Source organism: Rhizobium sp. BK112, assembly GCF_014193215.1.
GTDB lineage: Bacteria > Pseudomonadota > Alphaproteobacteria > Rhizobiales > Rhizobiaceae > Rhizobium > Rhizobium anhuiense.
Genome location: NZ_JACHYZ010000003.1, coordinates 65,008 through 86,954 on the forward strand (window position 1 = coordinate 65,008; position 21,947 = coordinate 86,954).

The following is a 21,947-nucleotide window of genomic DNA, read 5'->3' on the forward strand; positions in this document are numbered from 1 at the left end:
ATATAGATTCGATGAGCGTGCATAGAGATTCGCAACTCGACATGTTTGCTAAGGCATCGCCCGCGATCGCCAAGGCGCGCGGTCCATCGCGCCGGCCGCCGTCGCAGCCGGCCGGCTCTTCCCAAGAAGACATGGCGCGGACGCTGGAAGAGAGCGGCAATTATCGCATCCTGAGAAAACTCGCCGCCCGGCCGATTGCGCCCGTCAGACGGCCGGGATTTTCGCGGCTCGGCGTCGTTCTCGACACCGAGACGACAGGTCTCAGCCACCGCAACGACGAGATCATCGAAATCGGCGCCGTCGCCTTCACCTTCAACGATGACGGCGCGATCGGCGACATCGTCGGCATTTATGGCGGCCTGCAACAACCGTCCCGGCCGATCCCGCCCGAGATCACCCGGCTGACGGGCATCACCGATGCGATGGTCGAAGAACAGGTCATCGATATCCAGGCGTTGCGGTCCCTGATCGAGCCGGCGGATCTGATCATTGCCCACAATGCCGGTTTCGACCGGCCGTTCTGCGAGGCCTTCTCGACAATTTTCGCCGGCAAGGCCTGGGCATGCTCGGTGTCGGAGATCGACTGGAGCGCCCGGGGTTTCGAGGGCACGAAGCTCGGCTATCTCGTCGGCCAGGCCGGATATTTCCATGACGGCCATCGCGCGGTGGACGATTGCCACGCGCTGCTGGAAATTCTCGATCGAGAGCAGGGCGAGAGTGAAAGCCCGTTCACCGAGCTTTATCGCGCCAGCCAGCGTTCGCGCATCCGTATCTTTGCCGAACACAGCCCGTTCGAGATGAAGGACCACCTGAAGGCGAGGGGCTATCGCTGGTCTGATGGAAGCGATGGCCGGCTGAAGTCGTGGTGGATCGAGGTCGACGAAGACGGCCTCGGCGACGAGCTTTCCTATCTGCGCGCGGAGATTTACCGGTGGAAAGAAGCAGAACCACCGCTCGTGCGGCTGACGGCCTTCGATCGCTTCAAATCCTGATCGCGAAGCGGTTCCGATCGTGACCGCGAAATCGCCCATAGATAGCGACCCATGCAGGCACCGCATAGGTGCAGTGATGCATTGGCGCTGCAACAATCGAAGGTCTCGTACTATATAGAACTCATCGAAGCGAACGAAGCGCCAAGGACTGGCAGCTAGGCTTCGAAAGCCCACGGAAAGGGGATCATTATGAACGTAGCACGCTCTTTTAACAACTGGCGCAAGTACCGTCAGACGGTCGCTGAACTGGGTCGCATGTCCGCACGCGAACTGGACGACCTCGGCATCGGCCGCAGCGAAATCCGCAATGTCGCCCGCGCAGCCATCGCCCGCTAACGGCAACTAAGACTACGCATTTTCGAGACTGTGCCCAGCGCCTGCTTCCTCCCGAGCGGGCGCTTTGCTTTTGTGTTTCCGGTGGATGGATCACGGGCAGTCGAGCCGCCCGCTTTTCGCATAACGCATAGCTGCCTTGCAAAGAAATGCCTATCAACTGGGCAAGAAATAAGTATGATTATTTCTATCGAAGCGATGCACCTCCTCCCGCATCCCTTCGATATACAGGCGCCCCATCCTCCTCCCAGGGTCGTCTGTGGAACGACAGCACTCCTCCTCCCAGCTGTCGTTCGGTTCTTTTCGAAAGCCTGCCGCACCTCCTCCCGCGGCAGGCTTTTTCGTTTTGGCCGACAGAAATTCTAGCGGGGCTGAGAAACGAGCACCTGCGATCCGTCGCTTGGGAGATGACAGTTTTCCCGTTTATTGTTGATTTTATTCCCTATTTTCCCGGTCCGCTTGCTGCCGCGCGCGAGCCTGCAGAAACATATTGACTCCGAACTTGTCGTACAACTATGTAACCGTATGGTTCATTGCCGAGCGGAGCGGACGGTCGAACCGAGCCGGCTTTCGCGACAGCAACAACGCTTGACGACAACGAAAACTGAGGAATTCGACATGCAGACCGACGTCAGACATGCCTCCCATCCCGAGGCAGTGCGCAATTTCGACACCGAAACGCTGCGGCGTCACTTTCTGGTCGAGACCATCTTCGAGGGCGGCGAGATCCGGCTCACCTATTCCCATTACGACCGCATGGTCATCGGCGGCGCCACACCGCTCGATACCGGGCTGACACTGACGGCGCCGACGGCGATCGGACAGGAAACCTTCCTTGCCGAGCGTGAACTCGGCGCGCTGAACATCGGCGGCGCCGGCCGTATCGTCGTCGACGGTACCAGCTACGATCTCGCCAAGTATGATTGCCTCTATGCTGGCAAGGGTGCCAAGGATATCCGGTTCGAGAGCGCCGATGCCGCCAATCCGGCAAAGTTCTATCTGGTCTCGACTCCGGCCCATCAAACGCACCCGACCGTGTTGCTCACCCGCGAAAAGGCCCGTCACCTGACGCCCGGCGAAGCCGCGACGGCCAACAAGCGGTCGATCTACCAGTTCATCCATCCGGACGTCTGCCAGTCCTGCCAGCTCACGCTCGGCTTCACCATGATCGAGCCGGGCAGCGTCTGGAACACCATGCCGGCCCATACGCATGACCGCCGCATGGAAGCCTATCTCTATTTCGATCTCGAAGCCGAGCAGCGCGTCTTCCACTTCATGGGCGAGCCGCAACAGACCCGGCATATGCTCGTCGCCAACGAGCAGGCGGTCATCTCGCCGCCCTGGTCGATCCATTCGGGCGCCGGCACCAAGAACTACAGCTTCATCTGGGCGATGGCCGGCGACAATAAGAGCTTCACCGACATGGACCATATCGCCATTGCGGATCTGAGGTGAGCGCCGTGGCCAATCCCTTCGACCTGTCCGGCAGGACTGCCGTCGTTACCGGCGCCAATACCGGCCTCGGCCAGGCGATCGCGGCGGCGCTGGCCGAGGCCGGCGCGTCGATCGTCGCCGTCGGCCGCTCCTCGATGGACGAAACCGAGGCGCTGGTGAAGCAAGCGGGAAGCCGCTTCCATGTCATCAAGGCCGATCTCGCCAGCATCGAACCGGTAAAGGGGATCGTCGCCGAGACCATCCAGACTTTCGGCGGCCTCGACATCCTCGTCAACAATGCCGGCATCATCCGCCGTGCCGATGCGCTCGACTTCACCGAGGAGGACTGGGATGCGGTGATCGACGTCAATCTGAAGACCGCCTTCTTCCTGTCGCAGGCGGCCGGCCGCCATATGGTCGAGAAGGGCAGGGGCAAGATCATCAACATCGCCTCGCTGCTCTCCTTCCAGGGCGGCATCCGGATCCCGTCCTATACGGCCTCGAAAAGCGGGCTTGCCGGACTGACCAAGCTGCTGGCCTGCGAATGGGCCGGCAAGGGCGTCAACGTCAACGCCATCGCCCCCGGCTACTTCGTTACCAACAACACCACGGCGCTGCGCGAGGATGCCGACCGCAATGCCGCCATCCTTGCCCGCATCCCGGCCGGGCGCTGGGGAACGCCGTCCGAACTCGGCGGTGCGGCCGTATTCCTGGCATCGTCGGCGTCCGACTACGTGCATGGAACGGTGCTACCCGTCGATGGCGGTTGGCTGGCGCGGTGATCCGCCCATTGAACGACGACTGCATCATTCAAAGTGCGACAGCGCCGCGCGTCTGAGAAGATACGCGGCGCTGTCGGCATAGAGCTGCTGTTGCTCGATCGCGAGCTTGAGGGCTTGGCGGAGCGTGAGGAACAAGCGCTGGAGGAGGACTAACGCCTATGCTGGCACAGCCTAGGCGCCACTTTTGGGTGACTACATCGTCTGACCTATTGACGCGTGCATGAATGTGCACATATACATTCTTTATGACGGAGAATTCCACCACAATCGATAGTTCCTGTATGAGTCGCCAAGCTGCGGCCGACAAAATTGCCCGCATCCTCGATGCGCAGTTCTTCCGCGCTCTGTGCGAACCCGTCCGCATCGAGATCATATTGGTCCTGATCCGAAAGGGTCGATCGGATGTTGGTGCCATCGCCGAAGAGCTTCCGCAGGACCGCTCGGTGATCTCTCGGCATCTCCAAGTGCTCGAACGCGGGGGGATCGTGTGCGCCAGCCAGGAAGGGCGGCATGTGTTCTATGAACTTGACGCTTCCACCAGCGTCCAGCGCTTTGAGGCAATCCTGGGCCAGCTCAGAGCTCTGCTGCCGCTGTGTTGCCCGGCCAAGCCGCGATAGATCGATAGAGTTTTGCCATAAATATGCATAAGGACGCACAGATGCATGTACTATTTATTGCTCCCGTGCAGCCTCGGATCGCAGGCGCGCCATGTTGATCGCCGCGACAACTTTCGTGAGCTGCACAAGCACTGGCATTCCAGTCCTTCCTGGCGGCGCATCTCTACCGCACCGATCCATCTTGCCGACGCGTGCAATCGCTCGGGAGGTTCGCGGCCTGCTGTGACCACCCTGTGGTCGGGATCAGGAATTTCTACGCTCCCTCTCCATTCTGAAGAACGCTTATCGCGACGTAGGTTGCAAAAGAGGTATTTTCCAAATGACAGCTGTTCAAAATCTGGATGTACTGGTCATCGGCGCAGGTCAGGCGGGGCTCGCGGCCGCCTGGCACCTACAACGCGCGGGTCTGAACTTCCTTGTTCTGGAAGCGTCCGACGCCGTCGGTGGAGCGTGGAACCTCTACTATGACAGCCTCACACTCTTTTCGCCGCGGCGCTTCTCCGAGTTGCCCGGAATGGCCTTCCCCAAGGCGGCAGGTGAATATCCGCGCAAGAATGAGGTCAGCGCCTATCTTGCGGCCTATGCCGACAGTTTCGGCTTCCCAATCCGCACGCGCTGCAACATCGTATCGGTGCGGCATGATGGTCGGCTATTCACGGCTCTGAACGATGGCGGCAACGTGTTCGAAGCTGCCAACGTGATCGTCGCAGCAGGCGGTTTCGCCACGCCAAACTGGCCGAAGATTCCCGGCGAAAACACATTCAAGGGAACAACCCTCCACGCCTACGCCTACCGTAACCCGACAGGATACGAGGGAAAGCGCATCGTTGTGGTGGGAGGGGGCAACTCCGCCGTCCAGATCGCGGCCGAGCTGGCGGATTGCGCGGACGTGACCCTCACCACGCGGGAGCCCATCAAATATCTGCCTCAGCGCGTGCTTGGCCTGGACCTGCACTATTGGCTCTGGTTGACGCGCCTTGATCGTACCCGCCTGTTCAATGGCGGGGGAACGCCGGTCCTCGATGACGGCACCTACAAGGCCACCATCGCGGCGGGCCGTCCGCGACACCGCGCAATGTTCAGCTACTATACCGAAAACGGGGTCGTTTGGCCGGATGGCGAGGAGAATGAGATCAATACGGTGATCTATGCAACCGGCTACCGCCCCACAGCCGGCTTCCTCGCAGAGCTGCCGGGCGCGCTCGATATGGACGGCAGGCCCAGGCAGCACGACGGGATTGCCGATCTGCTGCCGGGTCTGTTCTTTGTCGGCATCCCCAATCAGCGGAATCTTGCATCCGCCACCCTGCGCGGCGTCGGCCCGGATGCCGACTATATCGTCAGCGCAATGAAGCGACGCTGATGGCCGCCGCTATCCGTGGTGATGCCGGCGGAAAACATGGCGAAGAGCTCCGCCCAGCGTTACGATTCACGAGATGATGCTGATGATAGACCGACACCTGCGACCGGAAACCTATGCCAAGGCGACCGCACCATTGTCCACTCCTCCAGCTGCGAGGGCCGCGGCATAGGCGGCATCCACGATTGCGCGTCTGAGCGCTGAAGGCGAAATGTGGTCGTGGTATATTTATGTCGCCCGGCGATTCTCCATTAACATTCGTTCGACTTCCGCGGAATATTCAGGAAGGCAAACATGTTTGACAGGCAACCGGTTCTCGAAAATCAGCGCGTCCATATTCGTCCGCTTACCCAAGGGGATTTTGACGCACTTTATGCGGTCGCATCCGATCCGCTGCTTTGGGAGTTGCATCCGGCATCAAATCGCTGGCAGAAAGACGTTTTCATTGAGCTTTTTAATGCCGCCATTGATTCAGGCGGGGCGCTGGCCGTGATAGACAAGGCTGCGAACCGGATCATTGGTTCGTCTCGCTTTAACATGCCCAATGTGAAATCTTCCAAGGCGGAAATCGGTTGGTCCTATCTCGCGAGGGATTATTGGGGCGGCGCTTGGAACCGCGAAATTAAGCGGATTTTGATGAGTCATGCATTCCGGTTCGTCGATACTGTCTACTTCCGCATTGCGGAGGCAAACATGCGTTCGCGCCGGGCAACTGAAAAGCTCGGCACGCGCCTGATCGAAAAGACGGAAATCATCAGAATGCCTGACGGAACGCCAGTCCTCCACGTCTTTTACGAGATCACGAAAGACGAATTTGCAGCCCAGGCACTGCTTCCGTCCCGCTAGGTCTAGGCCTTTCTCGTGAAGATAGAGAAGTAACAGTGACGGCTCTCGTTTCCGCAGTGCCCACTGATCACAAACCATGGTCGGCCGACTGCGATGAGACCACGTCTTTACTCATCGAAGAGCGAAACTGCATTGCTTTTAGAAAGGAGGAAGTGCCACTAATAACCTCAGGCGCAAGGATTGTCTGTTCGGCCAGTTAGCCGCAACTCGGCCGCCGCCGGTTTGAAATCACAAACCAAAAGCCACAGCCGTGACCGGCGTCGTTTTGCCTTTCCTGCCGGCATGCGTTAGCAAAAGGAAATGAGGCCGGCGCAGCCGCATCGACACGCAGGATTCAATAGGCATGACGGACAGGGACAAGGCGGTCTTCAACACCATGCGGCAGCCGGCTAATAACCTGCGCAGCGGCCTTGCGGATACGTTGACGGCGCAGATCGAGTCCGGCGACCTGAAACCCGGCCAGCGTCTGCCGACCGAACAGGCGATCATGCAGGCGACCGGCGTCAGCCGGACGATCGTTCGCGAAGCGCTCGCCGCGCTGCGCGCGAAAGGCCTGATCACCACGCGGCAAGGCCTTGGGGCGTTCGTCGCGAACGATCCGACGACCCGATCCTTCTCCATCATTCCCAACGACCTGCAATCGATCGACGAGGTTCTGCGCGTGCTGGAGCTGCGCATGGGGATCGAATACGAAGCCGCTGGCCTTGCCGCATTGCGACGCACGCAGGACGATATCGACCGCATGCAGGATCGTCTCGATGCCCTCGACAAGGCGCTCGAGGAGGGCGGTTACGGCGCGCAGGAGGATTACGCCTTCCACAGGTCCATTCTGGTCGCGACGCAGAACTCCTATTACAGCCGCCTCTTCGATACGTTCGGGGACATCATGGTGCCGCGGCAATGGGCGCGCCTGGACAAGATGACGGCAGTCGAGCGCAAGCGCCATGCGGCACGCATGCGCCGGGAACACCACGCGATATTCGCGGCGATCCGTGACCGAGAGGAGGCCGCCGCACGCCGTGCCATCCGGACCCACCTGTCGAAAAGTGCGGCGCGCTTCGAAGAGTTGCGCGACGCTACGGTATAATCCTTCTTACAGCTCAGGCTTCGGCTTCATCAGCCGCCGCCAGGCGGCGTGGTCGGTGTGCAGATCGACGGAAGCGTGGATCGCGGGAAGAAGCGGTTTGCGTTTGCGCCGGCCGAAGCGCCGTTTGAAGCCCAGGATGTTTTCGACGAAGCTCCTGGTGTAGAGGCCGGGGCCGCTCGAATAGATGCGCCATCCGCCGTCGACGGCGATCTCTCCCGCCTTGACGCGCTCCCATTCGGCCGCCGCCTGGTAGCGGTCATGGAAAGCCGCATCGCTGCTGCTGAAATAGGTATTGCGCTGGCGCAGCGACGCATGCGGCAGCGCTGACGTGATCGAAATCGGATTGACGACGGCGATCGCCTTCCAGAGCTCTTCCGCTTCGGCCTCCAGCGCCAGCGTTTCGCAATAGCGCAGATGCGCATGCACATACATCAAGCCGATCTCGCGGCCGAAGAAGGAGGAGGATTCGGCCCGGCGAAACAGCGTCTCGGGTCCGCCGGCATAGGTCGCCGGCTTCTCCATCAGCCGCACGCCGTCGGGGAAGAGCAGATGCTCTTTAATCAGCTTCATATGATCGCGTCTCTGCGCCGGCGTGAACAGGCCGCCGAGCATTGCCTGCGTCATCGAGATCAGCGAGAAGTGCAGGCCGGTGCGCCGGTCGCTCGGGTGCAGCAGCAATTCGACGCCGTCATGGGCGGGATCGAAGATACCGTAGCCGGCAACGACGCCGTCACGCACGAGATGGCGGTTGAAATCCCGGCGCATCGCGGTTGCGATCTTCCGCAGTCCCTTGGCCTTGTTGCCATGGCCGAGGCGGCGCAGGATCGCGGAATAACGGACGATCTGCTCATAGAGCAGGGCGACGGTCCAACTGCTGACCATCCAGTCGCGCAGATGCGGATCGGCCGGCTGCAGCGAATCGTTCCAGTCTCCCTCGCCATAGCGGATCAGATGCGTTCCCGGGATGAACGCTTCGCGGACGGTATCGAGCAGCTTCTCGACATGGATCTCGATGGTATCGAGCTCCGGCGCCCTGGCCATCGTCTTCTCATCGCGCCAGGAGACTTTCTCGTCGAGGAAGCCGAGATCGCCGGTCGCCTCGATATAGTCGCAGAGCGCCTTCAGCGGCCAGACGACGATATCGCCGTGGCTATCGCCCGCCCGGATATTGGCATAGGGCTCCAGCATGAACCATTGCGGCCAGTCGCCTTTCTCCAGATATTGTTCGCTGAGGACGGTCTTCAACACCTCTTTGGCTTCGCGGTCATGCTCATAGGCGAGCAGGAATTCGATCGGCCCCTGGCAGGCGTCGCGTGTACCCCAGGCAGCGCCGGTATATTGTTCGAGGCCATGCGGCACGCTCAAATGCACGATGGCGTCATGCGCGAGCCAGGGTAGCAGGGCCGTCTGCGCCGCAAGATCGGGCGAGGTGCTGCCGATCGTTACGCCGCGGACGGCGTTGCGCCAGAATTTTGATGCCGGCGCAAGCATGGCCTCGTCGGTGACGCCGGCCTCATAACGCTGCGCCAGGCGCTCGGCTTCCGCCGCATCGGTCATCGAACCGACGACGGCGAAGGAAAGCCCCCGCGTCGGTCGGGATCGGAGCGCGACGAAGGCGCCGTTGCGCGCCACCCCACCGCTATAAAGCAGTTCGTCGCCGCCGATCTCCTCGATGGCATCGGGTGTCGAACTTACCAGCCAATAGCTGGCATCGGGATAACGCTCGCCCCAGAGCCAGGCCGGGTCCGGCCGGAAAAGGATGCGTTTGCCCGAGGTGTCGAATTCGATCTGGCCGCCCGCATCATATTCGCGCTCGCCGAGCACGACATGGCCGAACACCAGGAAGCGGCACGGCGTGCCCTCGACGGAAATGGTCCACTGCATCGCCGCATCCTCGCCGGAGGCGACCGCCGAAACGATGATCGTGCGTTCGGGGAGGCGATAGATCCAGCGGCAATCGCTGAGACCCATGTCGAAAGCCGACGGTACCGCCAGCAGCTGCCAGCCGGCGCCAAGATCCACCATGATGCGCAGCCCGCTGGCGCGCGTCAGATTGTAGGGGTCGCGGGACACGGAAAAGAGTTTGTGAAAGGAGGTATTGCCGATCGTCAGCTGCGCGGCGAAAATGCCCTGCATCCAGCAGGTCGCGGCAAGCGTCGCATCGTCGAGCAGCATATTCTGGCCGCTACGAACGATCGCGCCGTGGCGGCGGGCCACCATGAGTTCCTTGTCGCGCAGCACGACATGGCGGTTCAAAACGCCGTCGGAGACAAAAAACGACAACAGCTTTCCGCCGCCCCGCTCTTCGAGGCTGCGCTGGGGATAAAGCTGGCTGATCGCGTTTTTGTCGAGCGTTTCGGCCTTCAGCAGGGCGGCATCCTGCAGCAGGCTGCGCACCGGCGCCGCCTCTGCGATATCGGCGGCCGTATTGTCCGCCGTCGCCAGCCCATCGAGCCGCGAAAGATCGGCATCGCTCGACGCCTCGGGATGATCGGCGGCAAAGACGGCAAAGAAGGTCGCGGTCACACCGCTTGCCGGCACGGAGAGCGCTTTCGACTGGATGGCGGGACATGCCGTCTCCTGCTGGCGCCGTTTGCTTGGCAGGCTGGTGCCGAAGGGGCCGACCAGCAGATCATCGAGACGGTTCTTCGCCTGCACCAGCTGGATCGCATCCGTGGCATAGGCAGCCGCGCCATCGACGCAGCCCTGCGCGAGCCAGGGATTGCGGGCGCCCGACTGCTTGAGATTTTGCCGGTTCATCACCACAGGGCCGAGTGTCTGATGATCGGCAATATGGTGATCGACATATTGCGAGGCATAGGCTTCGCTGTTCATCAGGAAGCCGCGATCGCCGAGACCGACGTCCTGGATCAGCACCAGATCCGCCGGCAGCGTTCCCTCCTTCAGATGCCGGATGGAGACGCGCCAGAACCAGGCCGTTTCGGAAGGATGCAGCTCAAGACGGACGGCGTAGCCGATATCGCCTGTTTCGCCGCTCCAGGAAAGGCTCGTCACATCGTGCCCGAAGCCGCCATTGGCGCGTGGCCCGACAATCTCGACGACCTCGGGTGCCGCGCCGCCGATGCGCAGATAAAGGCGACCGATGCCGCCAAACAGCGGCGAGCCCTGGATCTGGTTGATCTGCACCGATCCCTTGTCGTCGGCATATTCGATGGCAAACAGCGTGCCGTTCGGCAGGGCCGATACCGACAGGCCGGACCCGTTGCTGATCGTGACGAGGCCAAGCTCCTCGCGTCGGGGCATTTGAAAACTGCGCGTAAGGTCCGGGGCCATTGAGATCTCGTCGATTGGCTTCAGAGGGGAACTGGAGGATGACGCAAAATGATTGAGAGAAATCTTACCGGCGATCGGAAGATCGGCAACTTATCACCTTGGTTTTCACGTTGACGCCGGCCGCCTGGCGAAGGGGACTGAGAGCAGGGCGCAGCCGGTCAGGACGGCGATGACCAGCCAGGCTTCGTTGATCGCCTGGACGCTTGCCGCGGTCTGGACCAGCGGATCGAGCACCGCCGTCGTGTCCGCATCGAAGCTGCCGCTATGTCCCGATATGGCCTGGAGAGGTGCGCCGACAAATGTCGCAGCCTCGATATCGCCGGTTTGAAGACGGGTCCAGAGGCTTTGTCCCAGCGGTTCCGAGCGCGTGTAGATGATGGTGTCGATCAGCGCGATGCCGATCGCCCCGCCGAGATTGCGCATCAGATTGAAAAGACCGCTCGCATCGGGGATGCGATCCGGCGGAAGCGTGCCGAGCGCCAGCCGCGTCGGCGGCAGCAGGCAGAACATGATGGCGACGCCGCGCACGACCTGCGGCCAGAACATCGCGTCATAATCGGAGCGGGGATCCTGAAACGCGCTCATTCCGACACCGATCGCAAACAGGGCGAAACCGGCGGCCGACAGCAGCCGCGCATCCATGCGCTTCTCCAGCGCCACCGCGATCGGCGCGGTGATCAGTTGCGCAATGCCGGTGACCAGCATCGTCATGCCGATTGCGAGCGCGTCATGTCCCCTGATGAAAGCGAGAAAGACCGGCATGAGATAAACCGAGCCGAAGAGGCCGATGCCGAGCACGAAGCTCAGCACCGAGCCGACGAGAAAGTTCCGGTCGCCGAAATTGCCGAGATCGACGATCGGCCGGCTTCGGTAGAGCGTTCGCCCTATGAACGCGCCTCCCGACGCAAGACAGAGGGCCAGCAGGCCGAGCACATAGGCCGAGGTCCAGCCGCTGGTCGGCGCCTCTTTCAGGCTGAGTTCCAGGCTCGTCAACGCGGTCGCCATCAAGAGAAGCGACAGAACGTCGAGATGCCCAAGCTCGGACGGATCGGCCGCCTGCCGCGGCAGGAAGCGCGCCGCCAGAATTGCCGAGACGATGCCGGGGATGATGTTGATCAGGAACAGCCAATGCCAGGAATAGGTCTGCGTCAACCATCCGCCGACGATCGGCCCGACGGTCGGCGCCAGCACCGCCAGCACGCCGGCGATGGTCGTCGCCAGCGCCTGTCGCTCGTTCGGAAAGAGGATGAACACGGCTGAAAATACCGAGGGGATCAGGGTTCCACCGGAAAAACCCTGCAGCACCCGCCAGGCGACCAGCTCACCGAAACTGCCGCTGGCCGCGCAGCCGGCGGAGGCGGCGACGAACAGGCTGATGGCGGTGACGAACAGCCACCGCATCGTCAGAAGCCGCGTCAGCAGGCCGGTGAGCGGGATCGCCACCACTTCGGCGATGAGATATGCCGTCTGTATCCAGCTCATCTGATCCGGATCGATGCCGAGCGCCGACTGAATGGTCGGCAGCGATGTCGCCACCACCTGGACGTCGAGGATCGCCATGAACATGCCGACGCACATCGCCAGAAAGCCGAGCCAGACGATGGCGGGCGTTTCACCAGAATGGGCAGATTCAAGTCGTTCCGACATGCGATGATCCCGCACACTGCATTCTTCGCTCCCGACTGCGAAAGCCAAGGCTGATCGCGTTTACGATCGAGACGACCGACGGCATGGTTCAAGCAAAGAAATGGACCGCGATTCCGCCGATCGCGACACCATAGTTCGGATGAGGACGGAAGCGATAGAGCCTGCCCACACAAATACGTCACCAACGCAATCGAGCCTGACCGGGAAGGCCAGACTCGATCTTCGATCGGCGAATGCGGTCCGGGCGTTTTATGCGCTCGGCTCCTTTGCGGCCAGGACGATTAGCCGCGGAAGAGCGACAGGATGTTCTGCGACGACGAATTCGCGATCGACAGCGACTGGATCGCCAGCTGCTGTTGTGTTTGCAAGGCGGAGAGTTTGCTCGACTCCTCCTCCATATCGGCATCGACCAGCCGGCCCACGCCCGAGTCGATCGAATCGGAAAGCGCACCGACGAAGTCTTCCTGCAAGTCGATGCGCGTCGAGATCGAACCCAGTTGCGCACCGGCAGAGGTCATTGCCGATAGCGCGGATTCGATGGTCGACAGGGCCGACTGGATCTGACCGGTGGTGAAGTTCGTGATATCGAGCGAATAGACGGAATTGCCATATGCATCAGCCGTTCCGAGAATACCCGTGGAGGTTTCGATCGACCCGCCGCTCATGCCGAACAACACATTGCCCACGGAGCTGGTATCCAGGGTGTATTCCGTCATCTTAACGGAAACGGCGCCGGAACCGTCGCGAACGAAGGAGGATACGACACTTTTCGTGCCATCCGCGCCCGCAACCCAGTTCTCGCCCGAGAACGACGCCGACTGGGCAATGCTCGCCAGCTGTTCCTGCAGCTGGCTGATTTCTTCCTGGACCTTGGACTTGTCGACACCGTCCTCGGTTGCTGCGACGAGCTTGGATTTGATCTCGTCGACGACGTCAATCGCATTGTCCATGGCCGTATAAGCCGTATCGACCTTTGCTGCGCCGAGGCCGAGCGCGTCGGACACGGCGGAGAGCGCCTTGTTGTCGGACCGCATCGTGGTTGCGATCGACCAGTAAGCGGCGTTGTCGGATGCGGTGTCGACCCGGTAACCGGTGGAAACGCTGTTCTGTGTCGTTTCGAGATTGGAGTTGATGCTGCGCAGCGTCTGAAGGGCAGACATCGCTGAATTGTTCGTATTGATGCTCGTCATGGGAAATTCGCCTGCTTCGGAGGTTGAATGTGTTGCATCCCGGGGAACATCCCGGCCGTGGCGAGCAGCCTCATGCTTATCGATCCGTGTTTCCGATCAATTCGCCACCGTTGGGTTAATTATCGTACTTAAAAGTACCTTAATGGTTAACGCGGCGCGCATGGCCCGATATTTTTCTCGAAACGGGACGTGAAACCTCGGAAGACCCTGATCCGCCGGCCATCTCACGGGCGAATCCTGCATTGATTTCTGCCGAAGAGCTGAGCCGAAAGGTCGCTGCAGAAATTTGAGATCGGCAATTGACGGGTCGGCGGGAAACTGACTATCAATATTAAATCAATTTGATTGACTACAAAAATAAAGCACAAGGGGAACATTGGAATGAGATCGAGCAAGAGGGCAATCCGCAATATTTCCGTGCGTGCCGGCTGGGCGGCGGCAACCGCCCTGACGGCACTCGTCGTTTTTGGGGCAGGTGGTGCAGCCGCTGAATCGGTGCTGACGATGCACATCGAGGAGCAGACCAGCTGGGTGCAGAACTTCAATCCCTTTGACCTCGCCGGCCGCCGGCAGAGCACGATGGATTTCATCTACGAGCCCCTGGTCATCTTCAATGCCGAGGATGGCGGCAAGCCGGTGTTTCGCCTGGCGACCGATTATAAATTCTCCGAGGATATGAAATCGGTGACCTATACGCTGCGATCCGGCGTGAAGTGGTCGGATGGCCAGCCGCTGACGTCGGCCGACGTGAAATACACGATCGATCTGATGCTGAAGAACGCCGCCCTCGACACCGTCGGCGTCGGCGAGAGCGTTGCCTCCGTCGAAACGCCGTCGCCGACCGAGGTCAGGATCGATCTCAAGGCGGTGAATTCCGATTTCCCGGAATCGCTTGCGGATCTGGCCGTCGTTCCCGAGCATATCTGGAAGGACGTTTCCGATCCGGTCGCTTTCAAGAACGAGAAGCCTGTGGGCTCCGGCCCGATGACGGAGCTGCGCCGCTTCACGCCGCAGGTCTATGAGCAGTGCCGCAACCCGAATTACTGGGATGCTGCCTCGCTGCACGTCGACTGCCTCCGGCTGCCGCAGATCTCCGGCAACGACCAGATGCTTGCCATCCTGCCGGAGGGCAATATGGACTGGATCGGCTCTTTCATTCCGCAGATCGACAAGACCTTCGTCGCGCTCGATGCCGATCACAACGGCTATTGGCAGCCGCCGGCCGAAACCGTCGCCTTCCAGATGAACTTCAAGAGCGGCAATGAAGGCAACCTCGAGGCCTATAAGGACCTGAATTTCCGTCACGCCTTCAGCCTTGCCATGGACCGCGCATCGATGGTCGATATTGCCGGCTTCGGCTATCCCGTCGTCAACGAACATGCGACCGGCCTGCCGCCGCGCTTCGAGACCTGGCGCAACAAGGGCGCCGAAGGCGACAAGGACGCCTTCATGGGCTTCGATACCGAGAAGGCCAACAAGATCCTCGACGATGCCGGCTACAAGAAAGGCGCCGACGGTTTCCGCACGACGCCAGGCGGCAAGCCAATCGCCTTCCCGATCATCGTTCCGAACGGCTGGACGGACTGGATCGACGCGGTGCAGATCGCGGTCGAAGGGCTGCGCGCCGCCGGCATCAACGCGTCGGTTGCCACGCCGGAATACGAACAATGGCGCAAGCAGATCATCGACGGCAGCTTCGAGGTCGTCATGAACTCCCGCGCCGACGGCGCAACCCCGTTCCGCGGCTATTATCAGAGCCTGTCGACCGCCTATGGCGGGCGCATCACCGGCGCGCCCTCGCGCTATTCGAACCCGAAGCTGGACGCCCTTTTCGATCAATATCTGAAGGCAACGTCGGAGGATGATCACAAGAAGATCTTCAACGACATCCAGCTGCTGATTGCCGACGACTTCCCCGTCGTGCCGGTGTTCAACGGGCCGACCTGGTATCAGTTCTCCAGCAAACGCTTCACCGGCTGGGTCACCGACAAGGATCCCGTCATGAATCCGGAGGATCATGACAATAACCGCATGCGCCTGATGCATTTGCTGCGCCTCAAGCCGGTCAGCTGAGCCTCGCGAAGGAGCGGAAATGCGCGTTTCGAGCCGGCGCCTCGGCGTCTATGCGGTCGCCCTGGCGTTCGCGATCGTCATGAACTTCATCCTTCCCCGGCTCATGCCGGGGAGTCCGGTCGATGCCATGGTCGCCCAGCTCGGCCCGCGGGCGACACCCGCGGCCGTTGAGGCGATCAAGGCGCGCTTCGGCGCGGTCGACCAGCCGATGCTCTGGCAGTTCGTCGATTACGTGAAGGGGCTTGCGACCTTCGATCTCGGCGTCTCGGTCAAATATTATCCCCAGACCGTCGTCCAGGTTCTTGGCCGCTCGACGCTCTGGACGGTCTTTCTCGTGACGACCGCGATCATCTTTTCGCTCTGCGTCGGTGTCGTGCTTGGCGCGATCTCGGCCTGGCGCCGCGGCGGGCGCTTCGACACGATCGTCTCGCCGCTCTCCGTGATCATGATTTCGGTGCCGCCTGTCATCGTGGCGCTGACGACGCTGTTCGTCTTCGCGGTCTCGCTGCGCTGGTTTCCTGTCGGCTATGCCTATGATCCGAACCTCGATCCTGCCTTCGATTTCACCTTCGTCGGCAGCGTCTTTGCCCATGCGATCCTGCCGGTGCTGACGCTGTCACCGTTCCTGATCGGCGAATTCCAGACGACGATGCGCTCGTCGATGATTTCGGTGCTCGGCGAGGATTATGTGACTATGGGGCGTGCCAAGGGCCTCAGCCACCTCACGGTCATGTTCGGTTACGGCGCGCGCAATGCCATGCTTCCGGTGCTGACCAACCTGGCGCTGATGCTCGGCGCCGTCTTCGGCGGCTCGATCGTTACCGAGATCGTCTTCAACTATCCCGGCTTGGGACTGACGCTCTATACTGCGAGCATCGCCCGCGATTACCCGGTCATCCAGGGACAGCTACTGCTGATGACGCTCGCGACGCTCGGCGCCAATTTCCTCGTCGACCTCATTTATGGGCTCGTCGATCCCAGATTGCGGGAGGCCGTATAATGGGCTTCGGACTCCGGCCTATTCTCAGGCAGAAGAAGGCGCTGGCCGGCCTCGTCATCATTGTTGCCCTGTGGCTGATGGCGCTGTTTGCGCCGATCGTCGCGCCCGGCGAGCCGGGAGCGCGTGTCGGGCGGTCGCACCAACCGCCATCGATCGAACATGTCATGGGCACCACGAAGATGGGGCGGGACGTCTATCGCCAGTTCGTCTGGGGCGCCCGCAGTTCTCTCTCCGTCGGCTTTGCCACGGGGATTGCCATCACCGTTCTCGGCACGGCCATCGGCCTCGTCGCCGGTTATGCCGGCGGCAGGACCGATGCGGTGCTCGACCTTGCGACCAACGCCGTGCTTGTCGTGCCGAACATGCCGCTCTTAATCCTGCTCGCCTCCTTCGCCGGCACGGTGGGGCCGATGACGATCATGGCGATCATCGCGCTGACCTCCTGGCCCTGGGGCGCCCGCATGACGCGCTCGCAGACGATGGCGCTTCGCAACCGTGATTTCGTCACGGCCTCCAAGATGATCGGAGAGCCGGCCTGGCGCATCATCTTCGTGGAAATCCTGCCGAACCTGACGACGCTGATCGGCATCAACCTCGTCGGCAGCATCATCTACGCCATCGTTGCCCAGACGACGCTCGAATATCTCGGCTTTGGCGATCCCTTGAAGGTCTCCTGGGGCACGATGCTCTACAATGCCCAGAATTCCTCGGCGATCATGGTCGGCGCATGGTGGGACATCGGCGTGCCGGCAGCAGGCATCGCACTGACGGGGCTTGGCCTTGCGCTTTTGAATTTCACCTTCGACGAGATCGCCAATCCGCAGCTGCGCTCCGGCCCGGCGCTGACGCGCTGGTTCCGCCTCACCCGCGCCCGCAACCGGGAACTGGAGCTTGGCCGATGAGCGACAATCTGCTGGAAATCGACAAGCTCAATGTCGACTATCTCGTCGACAAGGGAGAGTTTCGCGCCGTCAGGGACGTCTCCTTCACTATCGGCCGCGGCGAGATCTTCGGGCTGGCCGGTGAATCCGGCTGCGGCAAGAGCACGATCGCCTATGCCATCACCCGTCTTTCCAAGGCGCCGGCCTGGATCAGCGGCGGCAGCATCCGGCTCACCGGACAGGATCTCCTGAGGCTGCCGGAACGCGAGCTGCAGCGTATCCGCTGGAAGCGCATCGGCATGGTCTTTCAGAGCGCGATGAATTCGCTCAATCCACTGATGCGGGTCGAGGCGCAGTTCCACGACGTTCTCTACCGGCACACCGGTTGTTCGCGCGAGGAATCAAGAGCTCGGGCCGAGGAGATGTTCCGCCTTGTCGGCATTCACACCCATCGCATCGGCGATTACCCGCACCAGTTCTCCGGCGGCATGCGTCAGCGCATCGTCATTGCGATCTGCCTGGCGCTGAGGCCCGAACTCATCATCATGGACGAGCCGACGACCGCGCTCGACGTCGTCGTGCAGCGGGAGATCCTCGAGCAGGTCGTCGATCTGCAGCGGAGCTATGGTTTCTCGGTGCTCTTCATCACCCATGACCTGCATCTGATGGCGCAGCTCTGCCAGCGCATCGGCGTCATGCTGAAGGGCGAACTCGTTGAAGTGGGCGACGTGCGGCAGGTCGCCCAGGCGCCGCTGCACGCCTATACCCGCAAGCTCTGGAATGCCATTCCACAGCTTCCGGGCAATCCGCATCTCTCGGGGGTCCTGGCATGAAAGCGGAGACTGATGCTGTTGTCACGGATGCCGTGATCCGGCTCGAAGACATCAAGCGCAATTTCGGCCCGGTCCAGGCGCTGAAAAGGGTGTCCTTCTCGCTCTTTCCCGGCCGGGCATTGGCGCTGGTCGGCGAATCCGGCTGCGGCAAGACGACCTGCGCCCGCATCATTGCGCGTCTGGACAAGCCGACCGGCGGCAGGCTGTTTTTCCGCGGACAGGATCTGACCGCCCGCGGCGAGGCCAAGGATGAGCATCGCTACCGCCGAGAGGTGCAGATGGTCTTCCAGGATCCGTTCTCGTCGCTCAACCCGGCCTTCACCGTCAGCCATCATCTGGCGCGGCCGCTGCAATTGCACCGGCAGAACGGCGCGAGGGCGGATCTTGCCGAAGAGATTGCCAGCCTGCTGGCAAGCGTGGGGCTGGAACCCGATTTGACCCGGCAAAAATTCCCGCATGAGCTTTCGGGCGGGCAGCGGCAGCGCGTCAACATCGCCCGCGCGCTGGCGGTCGCGCCGAGCGTGTTGGTCGCCGATGAGCCGACCTCGATGCTCGATGTCTCCATCCGCAAGGACATTCTCGATCTGCTCGCCACAGTGAAGCGTGAAAACGACTTGGCCATGCTCTATATCACCCACGACATCGCGACGGCCGCACTTGTGGCCGAGGAGATCGTCGTGATGTTCGCCGGTCAAATGGTCGAATGGGGCGATACCGATGCCGTCCTCTCCGATCCCCGCCATCCCTATACGCGGTTGCTGCTTTCAGCCGTTCCGGATGGCAGCCGGCCGTTCGTGACGGGCGGAAGCGCGCGTTTCCTCGAACAGGCGGAAAAGGTGCGCTCGCTCAGCCGTCCTGAGTCCACCGTCGTCGAGCAGGTCGGCCCCAATCATTTCATGCGCGCGCTTGGCGGCTCGAATGCCGGAATGCTCGAGAGCTGATTTTCAAAAGGCCAATTCTCAAAAGGCCAATCCTCAAAAGGAAAGAGTGACCATGTCCACATCACGACCGAAAGCCCTGCGGCTTGAAACCCTTTGGAACCCGCCTGCCGACGGCAAGGAGTTTTCCTACGTCCTGCGCCTCAAGAACCTCGGCACCGAGCCGCTTTCGAATTTCTCGCTTTGCGTCAGCGGCCCGGGTCGTGTCGATCCGGCAGGTCGTGTCGAAGGCGCCACGGTTTCGCAGCGGCTCTCGAATTTCACCGAATTCCAGCCGCCGGCCAATTTCGTTCTCGGCGTCGGCGAGACGTGGACGATCTCGGTCTATGCGCTGAGCTGGCAGTTCCGCCACTGGACGGACGGCGCGACGAGCGGCTATCTCGCGCTTTCCGACGGCAGCACGATCGTGCTCACCATAGAGCCGACGCGATCTTCGGTCAGCAACGCGCCGCTGAAGCGTGGCGCCGAGATCTATCCGGTTCCCGTCAACGCGCCGGTTCAGGTGTCAATCATCCCCTGGCCGAACCATGTGGCCGTCACTGCCCGCCGGCCGCTGCCGGCCGGTTTTGCGCCGCAGGCGCAAAGCGCTGAAGGGGAGGCGGCAGCACGCAGCTTCGCAGCGCTGGTCGAGCATCTCTTCGCCGTTGAAGGCATCGTGCGGAGCGAGGCGGAAGGCGCGGTTCCGGTTGTCCTGAAGGAGGCCACCGGGTTCGGACCAGAGGCTTACCGGCTGAGTTTCGAAGGTGAGACGATCACCATCGAGGCAAGCCGCCAGAGCGGCTTCTTCTACGGTCTCGTCACGCTCGGCCAGATCTGGCGCGGCGCAAGGCTGCATCCCCAAGTCTTCCAGTTTCCGGCCGCAGGCGAGATCGTCGACGAACCGTCGATGGGCTGGCGCGGGCTGCATCTCGATGTCGCCCGCCAGTTCTACGGTGCTGCCGAGGTCAAGAAGCTCGTGGCGGTGCTGGCCTGGAACAAGCTCAACCGCTTCCACTGGCACCTTTCCGACGACGAAGCCTGGCGCGTCGAGATCGACGCCTATCCCGCCCTGACCGCGGTCGGCGCCTGGCGCGGCCATGGCCTGGCCGTTCCGCCGCTGCTCGGTTCGAGCCCTGCCCGCACCGGCGGTTATTACACCAAGGCTGCGATCCGCGAGATCGTCGCCCAGGCTAAGAGCTTCGGCGTCGAGATCGTGCCGGAGATCGATGTCCCCGGCCATTGCTACGCCATGCTACAGGCGATACCGGAGCTGCGCGACCCGGCCGAGGTCGGCAGCTACTATTCGGTTCAGGGCTTTCCCGACAATTGCATCAACCCGGCCCGCGAGAAGACCTACGAGATCATCGAGACGATCCTCTCGGAACTCATCGAGCTCTTTCCGTTCAAGACCATCCATCTCGGCGCCGACGAAGTTCCGCTCGGCGCGTGGTCCGGCTCGCCGGAAGCGCTCGAGCGCCTGCGCACCGTGGCGGGCGACGAGGTGGCCGATGCGCATGCCAAGCGGCTGAACGTCGTGACCAATACCCATGGCGCCGACGACATCCACGGCTCGGGCGCCGCCATCCTGCAGGCGGAGTTCCTGAATCGTGTCCAGCGCTTCCTTGCGAGCAAGGGCTGCATCACCGGCGGCTGGGAAGAGGCCGCCCACGGCGATGTCATCGACAAATCGAAGAGCTATCTCTGCAGCTGGCGCAACGTCGAGGTCTCGGCCGAACTTGCCGAACGCGGCTATCAAATGGTGGTCTGCCCCGGGCAGGTCTATTACCTCGACATGGCGCTCAGGCCCGATTGGGACGAGCCCGGCGCCAGCTGGGCGGGGACTTCGGATGCGGAAAAGCTCTACAATTTCGACCCCATCGGCGGCTGGACGACAGCACAGAAACAGAAGCTCCTCGGCATCCAGGCCTGCATCTGGTCCGAGCCGATGACGGATCGCGCCGTTTTCGACCGCCTCGTCTTCCCCCGCCTTTCCGCCCTTGCTGAAACGGGCTGGACGAAGCCGTCATCCAAGTCGTGGGAGCGTTTCAGGGCGCTAGCAGGACTGATGCCGCTGCTCTACGGGCTGCAGCAGTCGTAGCGCCCGGATCGGCCACGGGTTTTGATTTGCCGACCACCCTTGCCATCGCCGGAGGCGGTGATGGCGGGGGATACTGACATTGCTTTCAAAGGGAATTGTCCGGTGCCGCTTCATCTGCCGCGGGCGGCTGACATTCGGCTGCGGCGATACGAATCGGACGTGTTCCAATCGGCGCGCCGGTCGCGCGGTCGATGGTGACGGGATCGATCTCGGTTCCGGTCTCGGCGTCGAAGAAGCGGGTGACGTCACCGCCGCCGCGATGCTTGCGGCCCCAGGCACCGATCGCAAACAGCACCGGCAGAAAGTCGCGGCCAGCCTCCGTCAGCACATATTCATCGCGCGGCGGGCGCTCGGAATAGCGGTGTTTTTCCAAGAGCCCTTCCTCGGTCAACGATGACAGCCGCCCCGTCAGCATCGTCGGGACGATGCCGAGGCTTTTGCGAAATTCATCGAAGCGGGTCAGCCCCGCATGGGCGTCGCGCATGATCAGCATGCTCCACGCATCGCCGACGAGCGCTAGGCTACGGGCGATCAGACAGGGTTGATTTGAAAGATTCTTCATG

Annotated in this window: 18 protein-coding genes; 14 read left to right on the forward strand and 4 right to left on the reverse strand. The window is 61.7% G+C overall.

Features of this window, described 5'->3' with window-relative positions; translation table 11 throughout:
* The first annotated feature begins 11 nt into the window (after nucleotides 1-11).
* From FHT75_RS09745 to FHT75_RS09780, 8 genes are all read left to right on the forward strand, one after another.
* A complete protein-coding gene (locus FHT75_RS09745) occupies nucleotides 12-992 on the forward strand; it encodes a 3'-5' exonuclease (RefSeq protein WP_097544646.1) in 981 nt (326 codons plus the stop codon).
* Between the two features lie 189 nt (nucleotides 993-1,181).
* Nucleotides 1,182-1,328, forward strand: a complete 147-nt coding sequence (locus FHT75_RS09750) for a DUF1127 domain-containing protein (protein ID WP_003548073.1) — start codon at nucleotides 1,182-1,184, stop codon at nucleotides 1,326-1,328.
* A gap of 615 nt (nucleotides 1,329-1,943) precedes the next feature.
* Nucleotides 1,944-2,780, forward strand: coding sequence for a 5-dehydro-4-deoxy-D-glucuronate isomerase (gene kduI / locus FHT75_RS09755; protein WP_097544647.1), 837 nt, complete (start codon nucleotides 1,944-1,946; stop codon nucleotides 2,778-2,780).
* On the forward strand, nucleotides 2,777-3,541 hold the full coding sequence (kduD, locus tag FHT75_RS09760; protein WP_280178053.1) for a 2-dehydro-3-deoxy-D-gluconate 5-dehydrogenase KduD: 765 nt from the start codon (nucleotides 2,777-2,779) through the stop codon (nucleotides 3,539-3,541). The genes kduI and kduD overlap by 4 nt, the downstream gene beginning before the upstream one ends.
* A 224-nt stretch (nucleotides 3,542-3,765) precedes the next feature.
* Nucleotides 3,766-4,158, forward strand: a complete 393-nt coding sequence (locus FHT75_RS09765) for an ArsR/SmtB family transcription factor (protein WP_183844833.1) — start codon at nucleotides 3,766-3,768, stop codon at nucleotides 4,156-4,158.
* Nucleotides 4,159-4,477: 319 nt separating this feature from the next.
* A complete protein-coding gene (locus FHT75_RS09770) occupies nucleotides 4,478-5,521 on the forward strand; it encodes a flavin-containing monooxygenase (RefSeq protein WP_183844832.1) in 1,044 nt (347 codons plus the stop codon).
* Nucleotides 5,522-5,812: 291 nt separating this feature from the next.
* The gene (locus FHT75_RS09775; RefSeq protein ID WP_183844831.1) at nucleotides 5,813-6,364 is read left to right on the forward strand and encodes a GNAT family N-acetyltransferase; all 552 of its coding nucleotides are present in this window, start codon (nucleotides 5,813-5,815) and stop codon (nucleotides 6,362-6,364) included.
* Between the two features lie 343 nt (nucleotides 6,365-6,707).
* Nucleotides 6,708-7,451 (forward strand): FadR/GntR family transcriptional regulator, encoded by a 744-nt coding sequence (locus FHT75_RS09780; RefSeq protein ID WP_183844830.1) that lies wholly within the window; start codon nucleotides 6,708-6,710, stop codon nucleotides 7,449-7,451.
* 6 nt (nucleotides 7,452-7,457) lie between these two features.
* Here the strand turns inward: FHT75_RS09780 and FHT75_RS09785 are convergent, their stop codons facing one another.
* The 3 genes from FHT75_RS09785 to FHT75_RS09795 all read right to left on the reverse strand — a co-directional run bounded on the left by FHT75_RS09785 (nucleotide 7,458) and on the right by FHT75_RS09795 (nucleotide 13,582).
* Complete coding sequence (locus tag FHT75_RS09785) at nucleotides 7,458-10,745, reverse strand: GH36-type glycosyl hydrolase domain-containing protein (protein WP_183844829.1); 3,288 nt, start codon at nucleotides 10,743-10,745, stop codon at nucleotides 7,458-7,460.
* A 105-nt stretch (nucleotides 10,746-10,850) separates the two neighbouring features.
* Nucleotides 10,851-12,392: a DHA2 family efflux MFS transporter permease subunit gene (locus tag FHT75_RS09790; RefSeq protein WP_063476217.1), complete on the reverse strand. Its 1,542-nt coding sequence runs from the start codon at nucleotides 12,390-12,392 to the stop codon at nucleotides 10,851-10,853.
* Between the two features lie 281 nt (nucleotides 12,393-12,673).
* Nucleotides 12,674-13,582 (reverse strand): flagellin, encoded by a 909-nt coding sequence (locus tag FHT75_RS09795; RefSeq protein WP_063476216.1) that lies wholly within the window; start codon nucleotides 13,580-13,582, stop codon nucleotides 12,674-12,676.
* 381 nt (nucleotides 13,583-13,963) lie between these two features.
* Here FHT75_RS09795 and FHT75_RS09800 point away from each other — a divergent pair, with 381 nt between their 5' ends.
* From FHT75_RS09800 to FHT75_RS09825, 6 genes are read left to right on the forward strand one after another with little or no spacing between them, the layout of a single operon-like run.
* Complete coding sequence (locus FHT75_RS09800) at nucleotides 13,964-15,655, forward strand: ABC transporter substrate-binding protein (RefSeq protein ID WP_063476215.1); 1,692 nt, start codon at nucleotides 13,964-13,966, stop codon at nucleotides 15,653-15,655.
* 19 nt (nucleotides 15,656-15,674) lie between these two features.
* Nucleotides 15,675-16,655, forward strand: a complete 981-nt coding sequence (locus FHT75_RS09805) for an ABC transporter permease (protein WP_063476214.1) — start codon at nucleotides 15,675-15,677, stop codon at nucleotides 16,653-16,655.
* On the forward strand, nucleotides 16,655-17,557 hold the full coding sequence (locus FHT75_RS09810; RefSeq protein WP_063476213.1) for an ABC transporter permease: 903 nt from the start codon (nucleotides 16,655-16,657) through the stop codon (nucleotides 17,555-17,557). The genes FHT75_RS09805 and FHT75_RS09810 overlap by 1 nt, the downstream gene beginning before the upstream one ends.
* On the forward strand, nucleotides 17,554-18,369 hold the full coding sequence (locus tag FHT75_RS09815; protein WP_063476212.1) for an ABC transporter ATP-binding protein: 816 nt from the start codon (nucleotides 17,554-17,556) through the stop codon (nucleotides 18,367-18,369). Before FHT75_RS09810 ends, FHT75_RS09815 begins: the two co-directional genes overlap by 4 nt.
* Nucleotides 18,366-19,310, forward strand: a complete 945-nt coding sequence (locus FHT75_RS09820; RefSeq protein WP_063476211.1) for an ABC transporter ATP-binding protein — start codon at nucleotides 18,366-18,368, stop codon at nucleotides 19,308-19,310. The genes FHT75_RS09815 and FHT75_RS09820 overlap by 4 nt, the downstream gene beginning before the upstream one ends.
* Nucleotides 19,311-19,362: 52 nt before the next feature.
* Nucleotides 19,363-21,384 carry a beta-N-acetylhexosaminidase gene (locus tag FHT75_RS09825; RefSeq protein ID WP_063476210.1) on the forward strand — a complete coding sequence of 674 codons (2,022 nt, stop codon included), beginning with the start codon at nucleotides 19,363-19,365 and terminating at the stop codon, nucleotides 21,382-21,384.
* 85 nt (nucleotides 21,385-21,469) lie between these two features.
* Here the strand turns inward: FHT75_RS09825 and FHT75_RS09830 are convergent, their stop codons facing one another.
* On the reverse strand, nucleotides 21,470-21,946 hold the full coding sequence (locus FHT75_RS09830) for a winged helix-turn-helix transcriptional regulator (protein ID WP_063476209.1): 477 nt from the start codon (nucleotides 21,944-21,946) through the stop codon (nucleotides 21,470-21,472).
* Nucleotide 21,947 lies beyond the last annotated feature (1 nt).